Below are 18,715 nucleotides of genomic sequence, written 5' to 3' on the forward strand. Positions count from 1 at the left end.
CCCGTCTCCTTCTCGGGTGGCTCCCCCTACTCCGAGAAGGCCGCGTGCCGGGTCCTCCTCCCGGCCATCCCGTGCTTAGGAAGCCGGGGGCATCAGGACCGTGTCGATCAGGTACACGGTCGCGTTCGCGGTCTGCACTCCACCACAGACGATCTTGGCGTCGTTGACCATCCAGTCATCGCCGCTGCCGGTGACCTCGAGGTCGGCACCCTGGACCGTCTTGTGCATGCCCTCGATGTCGGCCGGCTCGATCTGGCCGGGGACCACGTGGTACGTCAGGATCGAGCTCAGTGTCGCGCTGTCGGTCTTGAGAGCCTCGATGGTGGCCGGGTCGATCTTCGCGAAGGCGTCATCCACCGGTGCGAACACGGTGAACTCGTCTCCGTTGAGCGTGTCGACGAGGTTCACGTCGGGGTTGAGCTGTCCACTCACCGCTGCGACCAGCGTGGTCAGCATCGGGTTGTTGGATGCGGCGACAGCGACCGGGTCCTGGGACATGCCCTGGATCGATCCTGCGCCCTCCGGCACGGCTTCGGCGTAGGCGGCGCAACCGGGGCCCACGAGGTTCGCGGCCGGGTCCATCTCCATCGGCGTCGACTCCGACGTCTCGGGAGCCTTGGGCTCGGTGGACTCCTCCGTGGTGCTGCCGCTGCCCATCGAACAGGCGGAGAGCAGGAACGCGCTCGCCAGGCCGAGGGTGATGGCTGCGGTGACCTTCTTCTTGGTGCTGAACATGTCGAGCTCCTTCAGAACTGAGCCACGGCCTCTCCGTGGCGTCGAGGGCTGTTCGGAGCACCTTCGAGATCGGATGGGAGAAATCTCAGAAATCTCTCAGATCGATCGAATCCAATCCGTTGTCGCCCCCGGAGCGAACAGCTCCCGACAGAAGTGGGGACCTCATGGACCTGATCATCATCGGCCTGCTCGGCGGGCTCATCACCGGCATCTCGCCGTGCATCCTGCCCGTGCTGCCCGTGATCTTCCTCACCGGGGGTGCGCAGTCGGCACGGTACGAAGACGAGGTGGTGCCCGCCAGGCGCAGCCGTCCCTACTTCGTGATCGCGGGGCTGGTGCTGAGCTTCACACTCGTCACGCTCGGCGGCTCACTGCTGCTCGGACTGCTGAATCTGCCGCAGGACATCATCCGCTGGGTCGGCATCGCGGTGTTGATCATCATCGGCGTCGGGCTCATCGTGCCGCGGTTCCAGCACATCCTCGAGCGGCCGTTCCAGCGGTTCGGACAGCGCGAGGTGAAGAACCGGGGGAGCGGCTTCGGTGTCGGCCTTGCGCTCGGTGCCGTGTTCGTGCCCTGTGCCGGCCCCGTGCTGGCCGCCATCATCGTCGCGGGCTCCACCGGTCAGATCGGCATCGGAACCGTGCTGCTCACCGTGTCGTTCTCGATCGGGGTGGCGGTGCCGCTGCTGATCTTCGCCCTCGCCGGTCGCAGCGTCGTCGAGCGCATCCGCTCTTTCCGCTCGAAGGAGCGCGGGTTGCGCATCGCCGCCGGCATCGCGATGATCGCGCTCGCCGTCGGACTCGTGTTCAACGTGCCGCAGGCTCTGCAGCGTCTGCTGCCCGACTACACCGCTCCGCTGCAGGAGCAGATCGCCGACTCCGATCAGGTGAAGGACGCCCTCGACCTCGGCGGACTCGTCAATGAGGAGAACAAAGACCTCGACAAGTGCACCAACGGTGCGGAGGAACTCGAGTCGTGCGGAACGGCGCCGTCGATCAAGGGCATCCAGGAATGGCTCAACACGCCGGATGGTGAGGCCCTCGACCTGAAGGACCTGCGCGGCCAGGTGGTGCTGATCGACTTCTGGGCGTACTCGTGCATCAACTGCCAGCGTTCGCTGCCGCATGTGGTCGCCTGGGATGAGGCGTACCGCGATGCGGGGCTCCAGGTGATCGGCATCCACTCTCCCGAGTACGCGTTCGAGAAGGACCCGGGCAATGTGGCGGCCGGTGCGCGGGACTTCGGCATCGAGTACCCGGTCGCCCTCGACAACAACCTGTCGACGTGGACGAACTACCGCAACCGCTACTGGCCCGCGCACTACCTGATCGATGCGGAGGGAACCGTGCGCCACATCTCGTTCGGCGAGGGAAACTATGCCGCGACCGAGTCGATGATCCGTGAGCTGCTGAAGGACGCGGATCCGTCCGTCGACCTTCCTGGCGCGACCGACGTCGAGGATGACACACCCGATGTGGGGTCGACCACGAGGGAGACGTTCCTGGGCTCGTCGAAGGACGTGAACTACGGCGGCGGCGGCGACTACCGCTCCGGCACGAACGCGTACACGATCCCGAAGGATCAGCCGGCGGACAGCTTCGCGCTCGACGGCGACTGGACGATCGAGACGCAGTTCGCGACTCCCGAGAGCGACGACGGCCGGATCAGTCTCGAGTATCACGCCGCCGAAGTGCGGGTCGTGGTCGCCGGGACGGGAGACATCGAGCTCCGCCGCGACGACGGATCGACGGAGACCATCGCGATCGACGGCACTCCGCGCTCGTACGAGCTGCTCAAGCAGGCCGATATCGCCGAAGGCACCCTCACGCTCGACGTGCCGCCGGGGATCCAGGTCTATTCCTTCACATTCGGGTGACGTCTGCGCGGGTAGGGAGAGGAGATACGGCATGCTTGTGGAGATGGTCATCGACGGAATGGACGTCCCGGAGGACGGCGCGACGCAGGATGCTGTCGGCGACCTCCTCGTGCGCGTCGCCGACGGTGACCAGGCTGCCTTCGCGGCCCTCTACGACGCCCTCTCCTCCCGCGCCTTCGGGCTGATCCTCCGTGTCCTGGTGAACCGGGCGCAGAGCGAGGAGGTCCTGCAGGAGGTCTTCCTGGAGATCTGGCAATCCGCTTCCCGCTTCGCTCCGAACAGAGGTCAGGGACGAGCGTGGGTCATGACGATCGCACATCGTCGGGCCGTCGACCGGGTGCGGGCATCGCAGTCGAGCGCCGACCGCGATGTGCGGGCCGGGTTCAAGGACATCGGTGTGGCACACGACAGCGTCGCAGAACAGGTGGAGTTGGGAATCGAAGGCGAGAAGGTCGTCGACGCTCTCTCGGGGCTTCCTGAGGTGCAGCGCGAGGCACTCGTCCTCGCCTATTACGGCGGTTACAGTCAGAACGAGATCGCGGCCCTGGTAGGCGCGCCGCTGGGAACGATCAAGACACGAATGCGAGACGGGCTGACCCGACTGCGCACGGCGATGGGGGTGACGGCATGAACGAGAAGGAGTTCGCAGAGCTCGCGGCAGGTGCCGCCCTGCACGCTCTGTCGGCAGAAGATGAGCGCCGCTTCCACGACGCGCTCGCCGCACACCCGGAATGGCAGACCATCGTCGAAGCGGATGCCGGTGCGGCCGGGATGCTCGCAGAGACGGCCGCGACGGTCGATCCGCCCGCGAGCATCCGATCCGCTCTGCTCGCGCAGATCGCCGTGACGCCGCAGGGGCGCGCATCGGACGGAGACGAGCCGCGTGCGGCCGCTCCCGCACCGGTAAGCCGCGCCGCGGAGGAGCCCGCCGTCGAGTCCCCGCAGCCGCGCCGCTGGACTCGCACGGTGTTCGCGTTGGCCGCGTGCCTCGCCCTCCTCGTCGGTGTCGGCATCGGCGCAGTGGCCCTGAATCAGCAGCTGAACCGCCCCGCGAGCGTGGTCGCCCTGCAGGAGATCGAAGCGGCAGGAGACGCCGAGCAGGCGACGGTCGCGCTCGATGACGGCGGAACGGCCACGGCGCACTGGTCGGGCTCGGTCGGCAAGGCCGTGCTGGTGGCGGACGGGCTCCCGAATCCGGGGGAGGGCGAGACGTACGAACTCTGGTTCGTGCGCGGTGATGCCCCGGTCTCGGCAGGCGTGTTCGATGTCGACGGCGGTGATGCGACCGCCCTGCTCGATGGCGACATGCAGGCGGGCGATGCGATCGCGGTCACCGTCGAGCAGGCGGGCGGGTCGCCGACGGGGCAGCCGACGACCGACCCGGTGATCGTCATCCCCACGGCCTGAGCGTCGCCGATCGCGCGTACCCTGGATGGATGCCTGAGCAGCACCACCGCCCCGTGCGCCGACCGACCTCGTCCTTCGACAACATCGTCGGCGCGCACGATCCCGCCGAAGAGACGCGGGTCGCACACGCCACGGCATCCGCTCTGCTGACCCGCGTCCGCGCAGACGAGAGTGGAGCCAGCGCGGAGCGGCTCGTGGCGTTCACCTCCGAGCACGGCATCGATGAGATCGCGGAGCTGTGGTCCAAGGCTCCGTCCCGCACGCTTCCCGGAGCTCTGTGGCGCCTGTACGTGCTGCAGCTCGCGATCCACGCCGACGCCCGCACGGCCGCGCTGCTCTACGACCGCGGTCGGGTGGAGCTGGCTTCGGCAGACGTCGTGATCGCCGGTGCTCCGGTGCCGGCGAGTCCCGATGAGCTCGTCGCGCTGGTCGACACGATCCTGCGCGGGGCATTCCGCGGCGACTTCGCCGTGGCCCTCGACCGCGCTGCCGCGTTCTGCCGGGTGCAGGCTTCGGGTGCGACGCACACGGCGGACGACTACGAGCCGACCGAGCCCTCGCGAGCGAGTGAGTTGACCACCCGAGCGCTGCGCCTGAGCAGCTACGCGCAGGATCTGGCTGCCGCCGCGGTGCTGTGGCGCACGGGGGCTCTCAGCTGACGGACACGTTCCGACGGGCCGAGAGGCCCTGGGAATGCGCCGGACAAAGAAAAGACCGGGCCGCAAGAACGCCTCTCGGCGGAAGGCCGCTCGTAGCGGCGAAAAATGGAGCCCGGGGTTATGCGGCCCGGCCACTCAATTGTAACGCGATGCGGCCACGCCTATTCCCGCCCTCTAGGCTCGGATCATGACCGGGCGTTTCGCACTCATGATCGATCCCGTGGCCGCCGAGGAGCAGCGCTCCGAGTACGCCGACACGTTCACGCAGGTGGACGCCGCGGCTCCGGCGCTCAGCGTGGGGGAGCTGAGCACGCAGCGCGGTGACGGCGTGTTCGAGTCGATCGGCGTGGTCGACGGGCATGCGCAAGAGGTCGTCCCGCACCTCGAGCGGCTCGCGCATTCGGCACGCCTGTGCGATCTTCCCGTGCCGAACCTCGCGCAGTGGCGCCAGGCCATCGACCGGGCGGCCGCCCAGCTGGGTGCGGGCGAATCCGTGATCAAGCTCATCCTCAGCCGCGGCGTCGAGCACGGGCCCACGCCGACCGCGTGGGTGACGGCCGCGCCGGCATCCGACTTCTCCGCCGTACGGGAGACGGGCGTGCGCGTCGTCACCCTCGATCGCGGATACGACCTGGGTGCGGCCGAGCGAGCGCCGTGGCTGCTGCTGGGCGCGAAGACGCTCTCGTACGCGGTGAACATGGCGGCGCTCCGCGAGGCGCACCGGCGCGGGGCGGACGATGCGATCTTCCTGTCGAGCGACGGCTTCGTGCTGGAGGCGCCGACGGCTTCGCTCATCCTCCGCTTCGGCGACCGCTTCGTCACGCCGGCCCCGAACGGCGGCATCCTGCACGGCACGACGCAGCTCAGTGTGTACGAGCACCTCGCTGCGCAGGGATTCGAGGTCGGCTACGACCGCATCCCGGCGACGGATCTCCCGCAGGCGGATGCCGCGTGGCTCGTGTCGAGCGTCCGCCTCGCTGCGGCCATCACCGCCGTCGACGACGTCACCCTCCCGGTCGACCAGGCCCTGACCGCCGACCTGAACCGCTACCTGCTCTCCCCGCGCGACTGAGCGTCCGCGGGTGCGCACAGAAGAGGGCCCAGGAGTAGATACTCCTGGACCCTCTTCGCGGAAGCCTCAGCTCACCCGAAGCGGCCGGAGACGTAGTCCTCGGTGGCCTGTACGGACGGCGTGGTGAAGATGCTCGTCGTGTCGTCGTACTCGATGAGCTTGCCCGGCTTGCCCGTGCCGGCGATGTTGAAGAATGCCGTCTTGTCGGACACGCGGGATGCCTGCTGCATGTTGTGCGTGACGATGACGATCGTGAACTCGTTCTTGAGCTCGCCGATCAGCTCCTCGATCGCATAGGTCGAGATCGGGTCGAGGGCCGAGCACGGCTCGTCCATCAGCAGCACCTGCGGCGACACGGCGATCGCGCGGGCGATGCACAGACGCTGCTGCTGTCCGCCGGAAAGGCCCGACCCCGGCTTGTCGAGGCGGTCCTTGACCTCGTTCCAGAGGTTCGCTCCGACCAGGGACTTCTCCACGAGGGCGTCCTGATCGCTCTTCGACATGCGGCTGTTGTTGAGCTTCACGCCCGCGAGGACGTTCTCCTTGATCGACATCGTGGGGAACGGGTTCGGGCGCTGGAACACCATGCCCACCTGGCGGCGCACGAGCACCGGGTCGATGCCGGGGCCGTAGAGGTCCTTGCCGTCGAGCAGCACCTCTCCCTCGACGCGGGCGCCGGGGATGACCTCGTGCATGCGGTTGAGCGTGCGCAGGAACGTGGACTTCCCGCAGCCCGACGGGCCGATGAAGGCCGTGACGCTGCGTGGCTGGATGTCGAGGGAGACGCCTTCCACGGCGAGGAAGTCGCTGTAGTAGACGTTCAGGTCGTTGACTTCGATGCTCTTGGACACTGCTGTTCCTTGCTTGTCGGGTCGAGGGCTCAGCGGCCGGTCTTGGGGGCGAAGATCTTCGCCACGAGGCGGGCGATCAGGTTGAGCAGCATGACGATGATGATGAGCGTCAGGGCGGCTGCCCAAGCCCGTTCGACGTATGCCTCCGCAGGGATGCCCTGGTACGCGTACTGGGAGTACGTGAACACGGGGAGAGTCTGCATGCGGCCGCTGAACAGGTTGTAATTCATGGCGTCGGTGAATCCGGCCGTGAGGAGCAGCGGCGCCGTCTCGCCGATCACGCGGGAGATGGCGAGCATCACACCGGTCGTGATTCCGGCGATCGAGGTGGGGAGGACCACCTTGACGATCGTGAGCCACTTCGGCACCCCGAGCGCGTAAGCCGCTTCGCGCAGCTCGTTCGGTACGAGCCGCAGCATCTCCTCGGTGGAGCGCACGACGACCGGGATCATGAGCACTGCCAGGGCGACCGAGCCGGCGATGCCCATGCGCACGCCGGGTCCGAAGATCAGAGCGAAGACCGCGTAGGCGAACAGGCCGGCGACGATCGAGGGGATACCCGTCATGACGTCGACCAGGAAGGTGATGGTGCGGGCCATGCGCCCGCCCTTGCCGTACTCGACCAGGTACACGGCCGTCATCAGGCCGATCGGGATCGAGATGACCGCGGCGGCGAGGGTGACGAGGAGCGTGCCGATGATGGCGTGGAGGGCGCCGCCGCCCTCGCCGAGGACACCGCGCATCGACGAGGAGAAGAACAGTCCGTCGAAGCGGGCGACCCCGTTGGCGACCACCGTGATGGCGACGGAGACCAGCGGCACCATCGCGATCGCGAACGCCGAGGTGACGACGCCGGTGATCAGACGGTCGAGCGCCTTCCGGGGGCTCTCGATGATGCGTGACATCACGTAGATGAGCACCAGGTAGATGAGGGCCCCGAAGACGACGGAGCCGGCGATGTTGAGGTCGGATCCGCTGGCGAGCGCCGTGATGGCGAACGGCGTGAACCCGATCAGGAGGGAGAGGCCGAGAAGAGCCCAGGGCGACCAGCGAGGGAGGTGTCCCGAGCTGAGCGCGAGCGGGGACGGGGCCGCGCTCGCGGCGAGCGATGTTTCGGGGGCGGTAACGGTCATGTCAGTTCGCTCCCGAGAATTCCTTGCGGCGGTTCACGAACCAGCGTGCGATCGCGTTCACCGCGAAGGTCACGACGAACAGGATCAGACCGGTCGCGATGAGGATGTTGATGTTGACCTGGTACGCCTCGGGGAACGTCAGCGCGATGTTGGCTGCGATCGTGGAGGGGTTCGTGGAGGTGAGCAGTTCGAACGTGACGGCCTTGCTCACCGAGAGCACCATCGCGACGGCCATGGTCTCACCGAGCGCCCGGCCGAGGCCGAGCATCGAGGCGGAGACGATTCCGGATCGGCCGAAGGGCAGAACAGCCATCCGGACCATCTCCCAGCGGGTGGCGCCGAGGGCGAGGGCGGCCTCCTCGTGGAGGCGAGGGGTCTGCAGGAAGATCTCGCGGCAGATGGCCGTGATGATCGGGACGACCATGACCGCGAGCACCATGGCGGCGGTGAGGATTGTGCGGCCCGTGGGGGAGACGACGCCACCGAAGAACGGGATCCAGGAGGCGTTCGTGTTCAGCCAGACGTAGATGGGCTGCACCGCGGGTGCGAGGACCAGGATGCCCCAGAGGCCGAAGACGACCGAAGGGACGGCGGCGAGCAGGTCGACCACGTAGCCCAGACCCTGAGCGAGTCGTCGCGGGGCGTAGTGGGTGATGAAGAGCGCCACGCCGAGCGAGAGGGGGACGGCGAGGAGGAGGGCCAGGAAGGCCGCCCAGACGGTGCCGAAGAGGAGCGGACCGACGTAGTCCCAGAAGTTGGTCTTGAGGAGGGAGGCCTCTTCGGCGGTCGCGGTGAAGGCCGGGATCGACTGAACGATGAGGAAGATCGCGACCGCGGCCAGCGTGATCATGATCATGGACCCGGCGGCGACCGCCGTTCCGGAGAACCAGAGGTCACCGGCGCGCTTCTTCGCGACGATGCGCGTAGACGCCGGCGAGGTCGTGGCTGTCATGGGAGCTGCTTCCTGCTCAGTGGAGATCGGGTGTCTGACGCGAGCAGACGGTCTCCGGGACGCCGTATGGCATCCCGGAGACCGTCATCGACTCACTTGATGAGGTCGATCGCAGCCTGTGCCTGCGTGCGCAGGTCGTCCGAGATCGGGGCGCTGCCGGCGTTCGTCGCGGCGACGTCCTGGCCCTCGGCGCTGATCGCCGTGGTGAAGAACGCCTTGGTCAGTGCGGCGACGTTCTCGTCCTCGTACTCGGCGCAGCCGATGAGGTAGCTGACGAGGAGCACGGGGTACGCGCCATCAGCGGTCGTGGTGCGGTCGATCGCGAAGGCGAGGTCGCCGTCGGTGCGGCCTTCCTCGATCTTCGACGCGTCGAGCGTGGCAGCGGCGCCCTCGGCTGAGTGCGGCACGAACTTGTCGCCGACCTTGACGTTGACGGCCGAGAAGTCGGCAGCCTGCGACGAGTCGATGTAGCCGATGAGGCCCTGTCCGCCCTTGACGGCGTTGGCGACACCCGAGGTCTTCTCGGCGGACTCGCCGGCGAGGTCGGCCGGCCACTCCTCGACGCTGCCCGCGGTCCACACGTCGCCCGCGGTCTGCGCGAGGTAGTCGGTGAAGTTGCCCGTGGTGCCCGACTTGTCGGAGCGGTGCACCGGCGTGATGGCGAGGTCGGGGAGCTCAGCGTCGGGGTTGTCCGCGGCGATGGCAGGGTCGTTCCACTTGGCGATCTTGCCGGCGAAGATCGACGCGATGGTCTCGGGGGCGAGGTTCAGCTCGTCCACGCCGTCGAGCGAGAAGACGATGGCGATCGGGGAGACGTAGGCCGGGATCTCGATGAGGTCGGAGCCGTCGACGCACGCGCCGAAGCCGCCGGCCGAGATCTCGTCGGTCTTGAACGCGCGGTCGGAACCGGCGAAGTTGACCGCACCCTGCTGGAAGGACTCGCGGCCGCCGCCCGAGCCCTGCGGGTCGTACTCGACCTGGGCGTCGGGGTTGGTCTTCTGGAACTCGGCGGTCCACGCCTGGATGGCGACCTGCTGCGAGGATGCGCCGGCGCCGACCAGCGAGCCGCTGACGGCCGCGACGTCGGAGGTGGGAGCTTCGGTGGAACCGGTGCCGCCTTCGTTCGCGGCACAGCCGGCGAGGGCGAGAGCGGCGACGGCGCCGATGGCGCCGATTCGTGCGATTCGGGAGATCTTCACTGTGGATCCTTCGATCTTTGATGGGTGGGGCCCGGTGCAGGGCACACAGTGACGCTATGGGCGACGGTTAACGAGACTCTCCCGAGCAGGTGAACGGCAGGTGAACGACGGGCGACTCTCTGGGGTGCTCCCGCGAGATTGCGGCCCTGGGGCGCGGAGCCCGTCGACGCATCAGACCTTCGGGATGTGGGTCTCGATCGCGATGATCCCGGATCCGGGATTCGTGGAGGAGAGGTGGACGACCGAGAACGCGGCCGGCTCGAGGTCTGCGGCGCTGCTGAGATACGAGCCCTGGATGGTGCCGGTTGCCAGCGCGATCTCCGAGAGCAGGCCGGGCAGCACCGGGCCGTGGCTGCACAGCACGGCCGGCTTGCCGGCGCGGATACGGCGTCCGACGACCGCGCGCAGATCGGACTCGCCGTCTTCCCAGGCGTCCTGGCTCATCTTGTCGGTCTTCACGGGTTTGCGATCGAGCGCACGGGCGAGCGGGGTGATCGTCTCGACGCAGCGCACCGCGTCACTGGTCACGATCCGGCGCACGCCGAAGGCACGCAGCGGTCCCACGATCGACTTCGCCTGCTTGCGTCCGCGCTCGGTGAGCGGACGGAAGGCATCCGACCCGTCCCACTCCGAACGGGGCGTGGCCTTCGCATGCCGCAGCGCGATCACGGGGAAGGTGCGCAGCACGCCGTCGTCGACGAGGTTGGAGAAGAAGTCGAGGATCTCGAGGTCGACGGGGTAGCTCAGGCGCGCACGCGCCTTCTTCACGCTGACCCACTCCAACGCGGCGATCTCCCGGTTGGGCACGAACGTCGACTCCCGGATGGCGGCGTCCGTCGCTTCTGCCGCCCAGTAGTGCACGACCTTCTGCTTCTGGGATGCCAGGTGGTACCGGCTCACACCGACCGATACGCCGAGCGAGACGCGGATGCCGGTCTCCTCGTGCACCTCCCGCACGGCGGTTTCAGCGAGCATCTCTCCGGGGTCGACCTTGCCCTTGGGCAGGGTGACGTCGCGGTACTTCGTGCGGTGGATCAGGAGGATCCGCAGCTTGCCCTCGACGAGTCGCCAGACCACAGCTCCCGCCGCATACACGGCCTTGTCCGCCCACTTCGACCCGGTCGCCGTGTCGGGCGGGAGCTGCAGCTGCCGAGTGTTCATCGAACCGCCCGTGCGCGGCGACGCCGTTGGATCAACCCCATGGTCTTATCCTGCAGGTCGATCAGGGGCTTGCCGTCCGCGTCCACGGCGTGGCGCTCCCAGACGCCGCCGGCGCCCAGATGCCACGAGGTCGTCCCGGCATCCATCGCCAGGTCGAAGAACGTCTGCAGCTCCTTCAGGTGGGCGGGATCGGTGACCCGCACCAGTGCTTCCACGCGACGATCGAGGTTGCGGTGCATCATGTCGGCGCTGCCGATGTACACCTGCGGGTCGCCGCCGTTCTCGAACGCGAAGATCCGCGAGTGCTCCAGATAGCGGCCGAGGATGCTGCGCACCGTGATGTTGTCGCTGATGCCGTCGAGATCCGTGCGCAGGCTGCAGATGCCGCGCACCCAGACGTCGACCTTCACTCCTGCGGCGCTCGCGCGGTACAGCGCGTCGATGATCTCCTCGTCGACCATCGAGTTGACCTTGATGCGGATGTGCGCGGGAACGCCGGCCTCGGCGTTCTTGCGTTCGGCGTCGATCTGGCGGACGAGACCCTTGCGCAGGTGCAACGGGGCGACGAGGAGCCGCTTGAACTTCTTCTCGATGGCATAACCGCTGAGCTCGTTGAAGAGTCGGGTCAGATCCTTGCCGACCTGCGCATCTGCGGTGAAGAGGCCGAAGTCCTCGTAGATGCGGCTGGTCTTCGGGTTGTAGTTGCCGGTGCCGACGTGGGAGTAGTGCTGGAGCTTGCCGTCTTCTTCGCGGATCACGAGGGCGAGCTTGCAGTGCGTCTTCAGCCCGACGAGTCCGTAGACCACATGCACGCCGGCCTTCTCGAGCTTGCGCGCCCAGACGATGTTGTTGGCCTCGTCGAATCGCGCCTTCACCTCGACGAGTGCCAGAACCTGCTTGCCGGCCTCGGCCGCGTCGATGAGCGCCTGCACGATGGGGCTGTCGCCGGAGGTGCGGTAGAGCGTCTGCTTGATGGCGAGCACGTGCGGGTCGCGGGCAGCCTGCTCGAGGAACGCCTGCACGCTGGTGGTGAACGACTCGTACGGGTGGTGAACCAGCACGTCCGACTTGCGGATCGCCTTGAAGATGTCGGCGCGGTTGCTCGATCCCGCGGGCTGGAAGGCCACGGCCGTGGTGGGCAGGTGCGGCGGGTAGCGCAGGTCGGGGCGGTCGATGCGGGACAGATCGAACAGGCCGCGCAGATCGAGCGGGCCGGGGAGGCGGTAGATCTCGAGGTCGGTGATGTCGAGTTCACGGACCAGCAGATCCATGGTGACGTCATCCATGTCGTCGGTGATCTCCAGCCGGATCGGCGGGCCGAACCGGCGACGGAGCAACTCGGCCTCGAGCGCCTGGATCAGGTTCTCGCTCTCGTCCTCCTCGATCTCCACGTCTTCGTTGCGCGTCAGCCGGAACGCGTGGTGATCGAGCACCTCCATGCCGGGGAACAGATCGCCCAGGTGGTTGGCGATGAGTTCCTCCAAGCGCAGGAAGCGCTTGATCTCGCCGCCACCGGGCACCTCGACGAAGCGGGGGAGCATGGGCGGCACCTTGAGGCGCGCGAACTCCTGCCGACCCGTTCGGGCGTTGCGGATGCGGATCGCGAGGTTCAGCGAGAGGCCGGAGATGTACGGGAACGGGTGAGCCGGGTCGACGGCCAGCGGCATCAGCACCGGGAAGACCTGGGCCTGGAAGTACTCGGACAGGGCGGAGCGCTCGCCGTCGGTGAGTTCGGACCAGTCGGTGATCTCCACGCCGGACTCGGCGAGAGCGGGGCGCACCATCGAGATCCATGCATCCGCGTGACGCAGCTGCAAGGCGTGCGCCTCGCGGGAGATGTCCGCGAGCGCGTCGACGGGGGAGCGGCCGATGTTGGTCGGCACCGCGAGTCCGGTCATGATGCGCCGCTTGAGGCCGGCCACGCGCACCATGAAGAACTCGTCGAGGTTGCTGGCGAAGATCGCCAGGAAGTTGGCCCGTTCGAGTTCGGGCAGCGACGGATCCTCGGCGAGCTCCAGCACGCGCTGGTTGAACGCGAGCCAGCTGAGCTCGCGATCAAGGTAGCGGTGGTCCGGGAGTTGGGAGTCGGGCGACTCGATGGCGTCGAAGTCATCGTCTTCGGCGTCTCCGAGGCCGGCGTCGGCGAGTGCGGGATCGATCATGGGGTACATCTAAGCACCGCCGGGTGACGCTCGTGTGAACAGCGTCCGTCCTCACCCGGCAGCGGCGACGCTCTCGTCCTCGTTGACGTTGAAGCGATAGCCGACGTTGCGCACCGTGCCGATGATCTGCTCCTGGTCGCCGAGCTTCGCCCTGAGCCGCCGCACATGAACGTCGACGGTACGGGTGCCGCCGAAATAGTCGTAGCCCCAGACCTCGCTGAGCAGCTGCTCCCTGGTGAAGACGCGTGACGGGTGTGTGGCAAGGAAGTGGAGCAGCTGGAACTCCTTGTAGGTGAGGTCCAGCGGTCTGCCGCGCAGCTTCGCCGAGTACGACTGCTCATCGATCGTGACGCCGGAGGCCTGCACCCGCGAGGGCTCGGCGACGTCATCGCGCCGCGCCAGTGCGAGACGCAGCCGTGCGTCGATCTCGGCAGGGCCGGCGGTGACGAGCAGTACATCGTCGATGCCCCAGTCGCCGGAGAGCGCGCTCATCCCGCCCTCGGTGACCACGAGGAGCAAGGGGGCGTCCTGTCCGGTGGCGCGCAGCAGGCGGCACAGCGACTTCGCCGCCACCAGGTCATGACGACCGTCGACGATCACGACGTCGTACTCCGGGGCGTTGACCAGCTGCGCGGGCTCCGCCGGAATCTGGCGCGCTTTATGGCTCAGCAACTCGAGAGCGGGCAGGACCTGCTCCGAGAGCGGAGCGTTGGTCAGAACCAGGACCAGGGCCACGCGCACTCCTCACCGACGGGGGATCGACGCCGTGCCGCCATGATACCGGGACGCGATGCGCAACAATGGTGTCATGACGGATCCAGCACTCGCACCGCGCAACGCGTTCGTCGGTGTGATCGTCGTATGGGCGACGGCGTTCGTCGCCACGGTGGCGATCGGCATCTTCGTGCCGGAGGAATGGCGCGTGCCCTGGATGCTGGTCGGCTTCGGCGGCGTCGTGCTGCTGTCGTTCGCCGTGCAGCTCTGGTACGGGCGCACGCAGGGCTTCATCTTCCGGGTAGCGAGCAGTGTCACGGGCGCCCTGCTGCTGATGGGCCTCATCTCGATCGGTTTCGGCCTGGCTGCGTTGATCCCGTCCTGACGCCGGCGCGGCGCGGTAAGGTGGAGTACATGGACCTCATGGCGCTCGAAATCTTCTTCATCGGCCTGCTGGGCCTCGCGAGCCTCGCTATCGTCTTCGTCTCGGCAGTGGTGCTGCGCAACCTCTTCCGCGGCCAGCGCTGACGCGATCGTGATCGAACTCCCCACCGACCTTCCCGCCGACCTCGCCCCGCTCGCGTGGTTGATCGGCGTGTGGGAGGGCACGGGCGTCATCGACTATCCGGTGGGTGACGAACGTCTGCAGGGCGAGTTCACACACCGGGTCAGCTTCAGCCACGACGGCGGCCCGTTCCTCAACTATTCGGGTACCGCGACGTTCCTCTCGGAAGACGGCGCACCGGCCACCGCTCTCCTCGCCGAGACCGGCTTCTGGCGGCTCGCCCGCCCTGCCGCATCGGCGGATCCGGGGCCCGCACTGCTCCCGCCCCTGGCTCCCGCCGTCACGCGCACCGTCGACGACGTCGAAGAGCTGCGCGCTCCCAGCGGCGGATTCCCGATCGAGGTGTCGGTCGCGCACTCCGACGGCGCGCTCGAGCTCTACATCGGTGAGATCAACGGACCGCGCGTCGACATCGGCACGGATGCCGTCGTCCGCAGCGCCGGCGCGAAGGTGCACACCGCCTCGTCCCGCATGTACGGCCTGGTCGACGGCCACCTGCTGTGGGCATGGGATGTCGCAGCGCTCGGCACCCCGCTCCGCTCGCACGCCTCGGCGCGACTGGCCAAGGTCTGAGATGCCGGGCTTCGGCGAGCTCGACGGCGTCGTGTCTGACGGCGACCGGATCATGCACTTCGGTGATGCCTTCCGCGAGCAGCGGCGACTCGCCGACGGTGCGGCCCTCGCTCCTCTCCGCGACCGGACGGTCATCGAGGTCTCGGGACCCGAGCGGCTGACCTGGCTCGACTCGATCACCTCGCAGTCGGTGGGCCATCTGGCCCCCGGCGAGAGCACGGAGCTGCTGGTGCTCGACCCGCAGGGGCGCGTCGAGCACGCGGCCGGTGTCCTCGACGACGGCACATCCACCTGGCTTCTCGCCGATGCCGGTGACGCCGAGGCGCTCGCCGGCTGGCTGACCCGCATGAAGTTCCGCACGCAGGCAACGGTCGATGTGCGGCCCGACCTCACGCTGATCGGCTACATCGACGGGGGCGCGGTGGCGCCGACGGCATCCGCGGCAGCGTTCGCGCCGAACGGCAGCCCTCTGATCTGGGCGGATCCGTGGCAGCGGATCAGCAGCGGAGGGCATCAGTACGCCGAGGTCGCCGAGCATCCCGCGGCGGACTACGCGTGGCGCGTCGCGATCCTGAGCGCCGACGCAGCGGACGCGCTCGCCACGTCGATCGACCGCGATGCCCTCGCGGGACTCCTTGCCTCCGAGGCGCTGCGCATCGCCGCCTGGCGTCCGCGGTGGAGCGCCGAGGTCGACGAGCGCTCGCTGCCGCACGAGTCCGACTGGATCCGCAGCGCCGTGCACCTGAACAAGGGCTGCTACCGCGGGCAGGAGACCGTCGCCAAGGTGCACAACCTCGGACACCCTCCGCGCCGTCTGGCAGCGCTCCACCTCGACGGCAGCGACGCCGTGCTGCCTGAGCCCGGAGCCGCGGTGTTCGCGGGTGACGACGAGGTCGGGCACATCACTTCGGTGGCCCGGCACCATGAAGACGGGCCGATCGCGCTCGCCATCCTGTCCCGTCGCGCACCGGTCGGCGATCTCGTGGTGCGTGCTGACGGCATCGATATCGCAGCGTCCCAACAGGTGATCGTGCCGGCGGATGCCGGTGCCATGGCAGACATCCCGCGCCTCACGCGGCTGTCTCGTCGTCCGTCTGCGCCCGACCCGCGCAGCACCGGCGTCGGCAGCTGACCTCAGTCCGCGAGGGGAGCGACGGCCGCCCAGGGCAGCGTGAGCTCGCCCAGCCGCCAGCGCGTCCGGCCGCCGAGCACCGGCCACCCCTGCGCGCGAAGAGCGCTCACTGCGGCGAGGAAACGCTGCGTGGCGCCGAACGTCGACAGGGGCGCAGCCCGCTCCCACTCGCGGTCGAGATCGACCAGCAGCGCGTGGATCCGTTCCCCCGGGACGTTGCGGTGGATGAGCGCCTTCGGCAGGCGTTCCGCGACGATGCTCGGCCACTCGAGATCGGCCAGGCGCAGGGAGATCGTGAAGCGCAGCGGCACGGCGTGCGCGTCGACGTCGATCCAGCTCGAGACGCGGCCGATCTCATCACAGGTCCCCTCGAACAGCAGGCCGTCCGGCGCCAGGCGTGAGGCCATGCGGGCCCAGGCGTCCGGGACGTCCTGCTCGTCGTACTGGCGCAGCACGTTCATCGCGCGGATCACCGCGGCTCGCCGTCCGCCGGGGAGCGGGACCTCGAAACCGCCTCGCGTGAACGAGACGGGGAGATCGGACGCGAAGGGCGTCCGTCCGGCTCGGACCTCGGCGAGCTGAGCATCGGCGGTGGCGACGCGCGCGGGGTCGATCTCGAGGCCGCGCACCTCGACGTCGTCGCGCACCCGGATCAGGCGCGTGGCGAGCTCGAATGCCGTGACGCCGCTGGCGCCGTAGCCCAGATCGATGACCAGTGGGTCGGATGCCCGGCGCAGGGCATCGCTCGCGGCGATCCAGCGGTCGTTGCGCCGCAGCCGGTTCGTCCCCGTGGTGCCACGGGTTGGCCGACCGAGGGGAGATGACGCCATGTCTCCATCCTCCCAGCATCCGAATCGAGCGCCGGCCCGCGCCCGGATAAACTGGCGACATGACTGCGACGCGCACCCTCATCCTGCTCCGCCACGGCCGGAGTGAATGGAACGAACTGAATCTGTTCACCGGTTGGGTGGACGTCCGCCTCAACGAGCAGGGCCAGAAGGAGGCGCGTCGAGGCGGAGAACTCCTCGCCGAGACCGGCATCCTCCCCGACGTGCTGCACACGTCCCTGCTGAGCCGTGCCATCCAGACGGCGAACATCGCGCTCGATGCCGCCGACCGTCTGTGGATCCCGGTGACGCGCTCCTGGCGGCTCAACGAGCGCCACTACGGTGCGCTGCAGGGCAAGGACAAGGCGCAGACGCTCGAGGAGTTCGGTCCCGAGCAGTTCCAGCTCTGGCGCCGCTCGTTCGACGTGCCGCCGCCCGTGCTCGACGATGAGAGCGAGTTCAGCCAGGTGAACGACGTCCGCTACGCCGGCATCGACGGCGAGGTGCCGCGCACCGAGTCGCTCAAGCTCGTCATCGACCGTCTGCTGCCGTACTGGGAGAGCGCGATCGTCCCCGACCTCGAGGCCGGTAAGACCGTGCTCGTCACGGCGCACGGCAACTCGCTGCGAGGTCTCGTGAAGCACCTCGAGGGCATCAGCGACGACGACATCGCCGAGCTGAACATCCCGACCGGCATCCCGCTGGTCTACGAGCTGGACGAGAACAACGTGCCCACTGGCCCGGGTCGCTACCTCGACCCGGAGGCCGCTGCCGCCGGTGCCGCAGCCGTCGCGGCCCAGGGCAAGAAGTAAGAGCCCGAAACCCGGGGAACACGACGAAACCCCGTGCTGCAGATGTCTGCAGCACGGGGTTTCGTCGTGAAAACGGGGTCTCGCGCGGCGGGTCAGGCGTGCCCGAGCTCCTGCTGCCCGAGTTCCTGCTGTTCGACGGCGAGGCGGATGTCCTCCTCCTCGACGGCCCAGTCGCCGGTCGCGAGATAGACCATCTTCTTGGCGACGGCGACCGCGTGGTCGGCGAAGCGCTCGTGGTAGCGGCTGGCGAGGGTGGCGTCGACGGTCGCCGTCGCCTCACCCTTCCAGTTGTCGCTGAGCACCTTCTCGAAGACGTTGGCGTGCAGCTCGTCGACGTCGTCGTCCGCATTGCGGATGGTGTCGGCGAAGCGCAGGTCGCCGGTGCGCAGCAGTTCCGACAGGGTGCGGGAGATCTCGACGTCGAGCTCGCCCATCTTCACGAAGGTGCCCTTGAGGCCCTTCGGGATGGCGCGCTCGGGGAAGCGGAGTCGGGCGAGCTGGGCGATGTGCTCGGACATGTCGCCCATGCGCTCGAGCGAGGCGCTCACGCGCAGTGCCGTGACGACGATGCGCAGGTCGCGGGCGACCGGCTGCTGGCGGGCGAGGATCTCGATGGCCTGCTCGTCGAGGGCGACGGCCAGCTCGTCGATCTTCGCGTCATCGGCGATGACCTCTTCGGCCAGGGCCACGTCGCTGGTGGCGAAAGCCCTGGTGGCCTTATCGATTGAGACCGTGACGAGGTCGGCGATCTCGACGAGGCGGTTCTGGAGGTCCTCGAGGGACTGGTGGAAGACTTCGCGCATGTTGGGGCGCAACCTTTCATTCGGATCTCGGCTGAGTCAGCGCGAGAAGGCGGGTCGTCCGCACAGGAGCAGGTCTGTGCT

General features: G+C 68.2%; 19 protein-coding genes. 9 read left to right on the forward strand and 10 right to left on the reverse strand.

Annotated elements, in window-relative coordinates:
• Nucleotides 1-75 precede the first annotated feature (75 nt).
• A complete protein-coding gene (locus HCX50_RS16125) occupies nt 76-735 on the reverse strand; it encodes a fasciclin domain-containing protein (RefSeq protein ID WP_091029214.1) in 660 nt (219 codons plus the stop codon).
• Between the two features lie 164 nt (nt 736-899).
• On the opposite strand from HCX50_RS16125, the gene HCX50_RS16130 reads away from it, so the two are divergent.
• The 5 genes from HCX50_RS16130 to HCX50_RS16150 all read left to right on the forward strand — a co-directional run bounded on the left by HCX50_RS16130 (nt 900) and on the right by HCX50_RS16150 (nt 5,750).
• On the forward strand, nt 900-2,612 hold the full coding sequence (locus tag HCX50_RS16130) for a cytochrome c biogenesis protein DipZ (RefSeq protein ID WP_091028881.1): 1,713 nt from the start codon (nt 900-902) through the stop codon (nt 2,610-2,612).
• Nucleotides 2,613-2,643: 31 nt separating this feature from the next.
• The gene (gene sigK / locus HCX50_RS16135; RefSeq protein ID WP_205829315.1) at nt 2,644-3,243 is read left to right on the forward strand and encodes an ECF RNA polymerase sigma factor SigK; all 600 of its coding nucleotides are present in this window, start codon (nt 2,644-2,646) and stop codon (nt 3,241-3,243) included.
• Entirely contained in the window at nt 3,240-4,019 is a 780-nt protein-coding gene (locus HCX50_RS16140) for an anti-sigma factor (RefSeq protein WP_167635051.1), read from the forward strand. Before sigK ends, HCX50_RS16140 begins: the two co-directional genes overlap by 4 nt.
• Nucleotides 4,020-4,048: 29 nt before the next feature.
• Nucleotides 4,049-4,678, forward strand: coding sequence for a DNA-directed RNA polymerase subunit beta (locus HCX50_RS16145; RefSeq protein ID WP_091028887.1), 630 nt, complete (start codon nt 4,049-4,051; stop codon nt 4,676-4,678).
• Nucleotides 4,679-4,865: 187 nt separating this feature from the next.
• Complete coding sequence (locus HCX50_RS16150) at nt 4,866-5,750, forward strand: aminodeoxychorismate lyase (protein WP_167635052.1); 885 nt, start codon at nt 4,866-4,868, stop codon at nt 5,748-5,750.
• Between the two features lie 71 nt (nt 5,751-5,821).
• Here the strand turns inward: HCX50_RS16150 and pstB are convergent, their stop codons facing one another.
• The 7 genes from pstB to HCX50_RS16185 form a co-directional block, all read right to left on the reverse strand.
• A complete protein-coding gene (gene pstB / locus HCX50_RS16155; protein WP_091028894.1) occupies nt 5,822-6,601 on the reverse strand; it encodes a phosphate ABC transporter ATP-binding protein PstB in 780 nt (259 codons plus the stop codon).
• A 29-nt stretch (nt 6,602-6,630) separates the two neighbouring features.
• A complete protein-coding gene (gene pstA, locus HCX50_RS16160; RefSeq protein ID WP_091028898.1) occupies nt 6,631-7,734 on the reverse strand; it encodes a phosphate ABC transporter permease PstA in 1,104 nt (367 codons plus the stop codon).
• Between the two features lies 1 nt (nt 7,735).
• A complete protein-coding gene (pstC, locus tag HCX50_RS16165; RefSeq protein ID WP_091028903.1) occupies nt 7,736-8,686 on the reverse strand; it encodes a phosphate ABC transporter permease subunit PstC in 951 nt (316 codons plus the stop codon).
• Nucleotides 8,687-8,778: 92 nt separating this feature from the next.
• Nucleotides 8,779-9,885, reverse strand: coding sequence for a phosphate ABC transporter substrate-binding protein PstS (pstS, locus tag HCX50_RS16170; protein WP_091028908.1), 1,107 nt, complete (start codon nt 9,883-9,885; stop codon nt 8,779-8,781).
• 171 nt (nt 9,886-10,056) lie between these two features.
• Nucleotides 10,057-11,046, reverse strand: coding sequence for an NUDIX hydrolase (locus tag HCX50_RS16175; RefSeq protein WP_237682552.1), 990 nt, complete (start codon nt 11,044-11,046; stop codon nt 10,057-10,059).
• The gene (locus tag HCX50_RS16180) at nt 11,043-13,208 is read right to left on the reverse strand and encodes an RNA degradosome polyphosphate kinase (RefSeq protein ID WP_091029225.1); all 2,166 of its coding nucleotides are present in this window, start codon (nt 13,206-13,208) and stop codon (nt 11,043-11,045) included. Before HCX50_RS16180 ends, HCX50_RS16175 begins: the two co-directional genes overlap by 4 nt.
• A gap of 51 nt (nt 13,209-13,259) precedes the next feature.
• Nucleotides 13,260-13,943: a winged helix-turn-helix transcriptional regulator gene (locus HCX50_RS16185; RefSeq protein WP_167635053.1), complete on the reverse strand. Its 684-nt coding sequence runs from the start codon at nt 13,941-13,943 to the stop codon at nt 13,260-13,262.
• 73 nt (nt 13,944-14,016) lie between these two features.
• Between HCX50_RS16185 and HCX50_RS16190 the strand changes: the two genes are divergently transcribed.
• The 3 genes from HCX50_RS16190 (at nt 14,017) to ygfZ (ending at nt 16,192) form a co-directional block, all read left to right on the forward strand.
• Nucleotides 14,017-14,307 carry a hypothetical protein gene (locus HCX50_RS16190; protein WP_091029229.1) on the forward strand — a complete coding sequence of 97 codons (291 nt, stop codon included), beginning with the start codon at nt 14,017-14,019 and terminating at the stop codon, nt 14,305-14,307.
• 150 nt (nt 14,308-14,457) lie between these two features.
• Nucleotides 14,458-15,060, forward strand: a complete 603-nt coding sequence (locus tag HCX50_RS16195) for a heme-binding beta-barrel domain-containing protein (protein WP_167635054.1) — start codon at nt 14,458-14,460, stop codon at nt 15,058-15,060.
• Between the two features lies 1 nt (nt 15,061).
• Nucleotides 15,062-16,192, forward strand: a complete 1,131-nt coding sequence (gene ygfZ, locus HCX50_RS16200; RefSeq protein ID WP_167635055.1) for a CAF17-like 4Fe-4S cluster assembly/insertion protein YgfZ — start codon at nt 15,062-15,064, stop codon at nt 16,190-16,192.
• A 2-nt stretch (nt 16,193-16,194) separates the two neighbouring features.
• Here the strand turns inward: ygfZ and HCX50_RS16205 are convergent, their stop codons facing one another.
• Entirely contained in the window at nt 16,195-17,022 is an 828-nt protein-coding gene (locus HCX50_RS16205) for a class I SAM-dependent methyltransferase (RefSeq protein ID WP_167635056.1), read from the reverse strand.
• 59 nt (nt 17,023-17,081) lie between these two features.
• Between HCX50_RS16205 and HCX50_RS16210 the strand changes: the two genes are divergently transcribed.
• Nucleotides 17,082-17,831, forward strand: coding sequence for a phosphoglyceromutase (locus tag HCX50_RS16210; protein ID WP_091028925.1), 750 nt, complete (start codon nt 17,082-17,084; stop codon nt 17,829-17,831).
• A 92-nt stretch (nt 17,832-17,923) separates the two neighbouring features.
• Here HCX50_RS16210 and phoU read toward each other — a convergent pair whose 3' ends face one another.
• Entirely contained in the window at nt 17,924-18,634 is a 711-nt protein-coding gene (phoU, locus tag HCX50_RS16215; RefSeq protein WP_091028928.1) for a phosphate signaling complex protein PhoU, read from the reverse strand.
• Between the last annotated feature and the right edge of the window lie 81 nt (nt 18,635-18,715).

The sequence above is a fragment of the Microbacterium sp. B19(2022) genome (assembly GCF_012030385.1).
GTDB classification, from domain to species: domain Bacteria; phylum Actinomycetota; class Actinomycetes; order Actinomycetales; family Microbacteriaceae; genus Microbacterium; species Microbacterium oxydans_B.

Bases quoted from the DNA above. Each gene is read 5' to 3' on its own strand.
- sigK (WP_205829315.1), top strand. From the start codon at position 2,644: ATGCTTGTGGAGATGGTCATCGACGGAATGGACGTCCCGGAGGACGGC.
- HCX50_RS16205 (WP_167635056.1), bottom strand. From the start codon at position 17,022: ATGGCGTCATCTCCCCTCGGTCGGCCAACCCGTGGCACCACGGGGACG.
- HCX50_RS16180 (WP_091029225.1), bottom strand. From the start codon at position 13,208: ATGATCGATCCCGCACTCGCCGACGCCGGCCTCGGAGACGCCGAAGAC.
- pstC (WP_091028903.1), bottom strand. From the start codon at position 8,686: ATGACAGCCACGACCTCGCCGGCGTCTACGCGCATCGTCGCGAAGAAG.
- HCX50_RS16140 (WP_167635051.1), top strand. From the start codon at position 3,240: ATGAACGAGAAGGAGTTCGCAGAGCTCGCGGCAGGTGCCGCCCTGCAC.
- phoU (WP_091028928.1), bottom strand. From the start codon at position 18,634: ATGCGCGAAGTCTTCCACCAGTCCCTCGAGGACCTCCAGAACCGCCTC.
- HCX50_RS16150 (WP_167635052.1), top strand. From the start codon at position 4,866: ATGACCGGGCGTTTCGCACTCATGATCGATCCCGTGGCCGCCGAGGAG.
- HCX50_RS16175 (WP_237682552.1), bottom strand. From the start codon at position 11,046: ATGAACACTCGGCAGCTGCAGCTCCCGCCCGACACGGCGACCGGGTCG.
- pstA (WP_091028898.1), bottom strand. From the start codon at position 7,734: ATGACCGTTACCGCCCCCGAAACATCGCTCGCCGCGAGCGCGGCCCCG.
- ygfZ (WP_167635055.1), top strand. From the start codon at position 15,062: ATGCCGGGCTTCGGCGAGCTCGACGGCGTCGTGTCTGACGGCGACCGG.
- HCX50_RS16145 (WP_091028887.1), top strand. From the start codon at position 4,049: ATGCCTGAGCAGCACCACCGCCCCGTGCGCCGACCGACCTCGTCCTTC.
- HCX50_RS16210 (WP_091028925.1), top strand. From the start codon at position 17,082: ATGACTGCGACGCGCACCCTCATCCTGCTCCGCCACGGCCGGAGTGAA.
- HCX50_RS16130 (WP_091028881.1), top strand. From the start codon at position 900: ATGGACCTGATCATCATCGGCCTGCTCGGCGGGCTCATCACCGGCATC.
- HCX50_RS16190 (WP_091029229.1), top strand. From the start codon at position 14,017: ATGACGGATCCAGCACTCGCACCGCGCAACGCGTTCGTCGGTGTGATC.
- HCX50_RS16125 (WP_091029214.1), bottom strand. From the start codon at position 735: ATGTTCAGCACCAAGAAGAAGGTCACCGCAGCCATCACCCTCGGCCTG.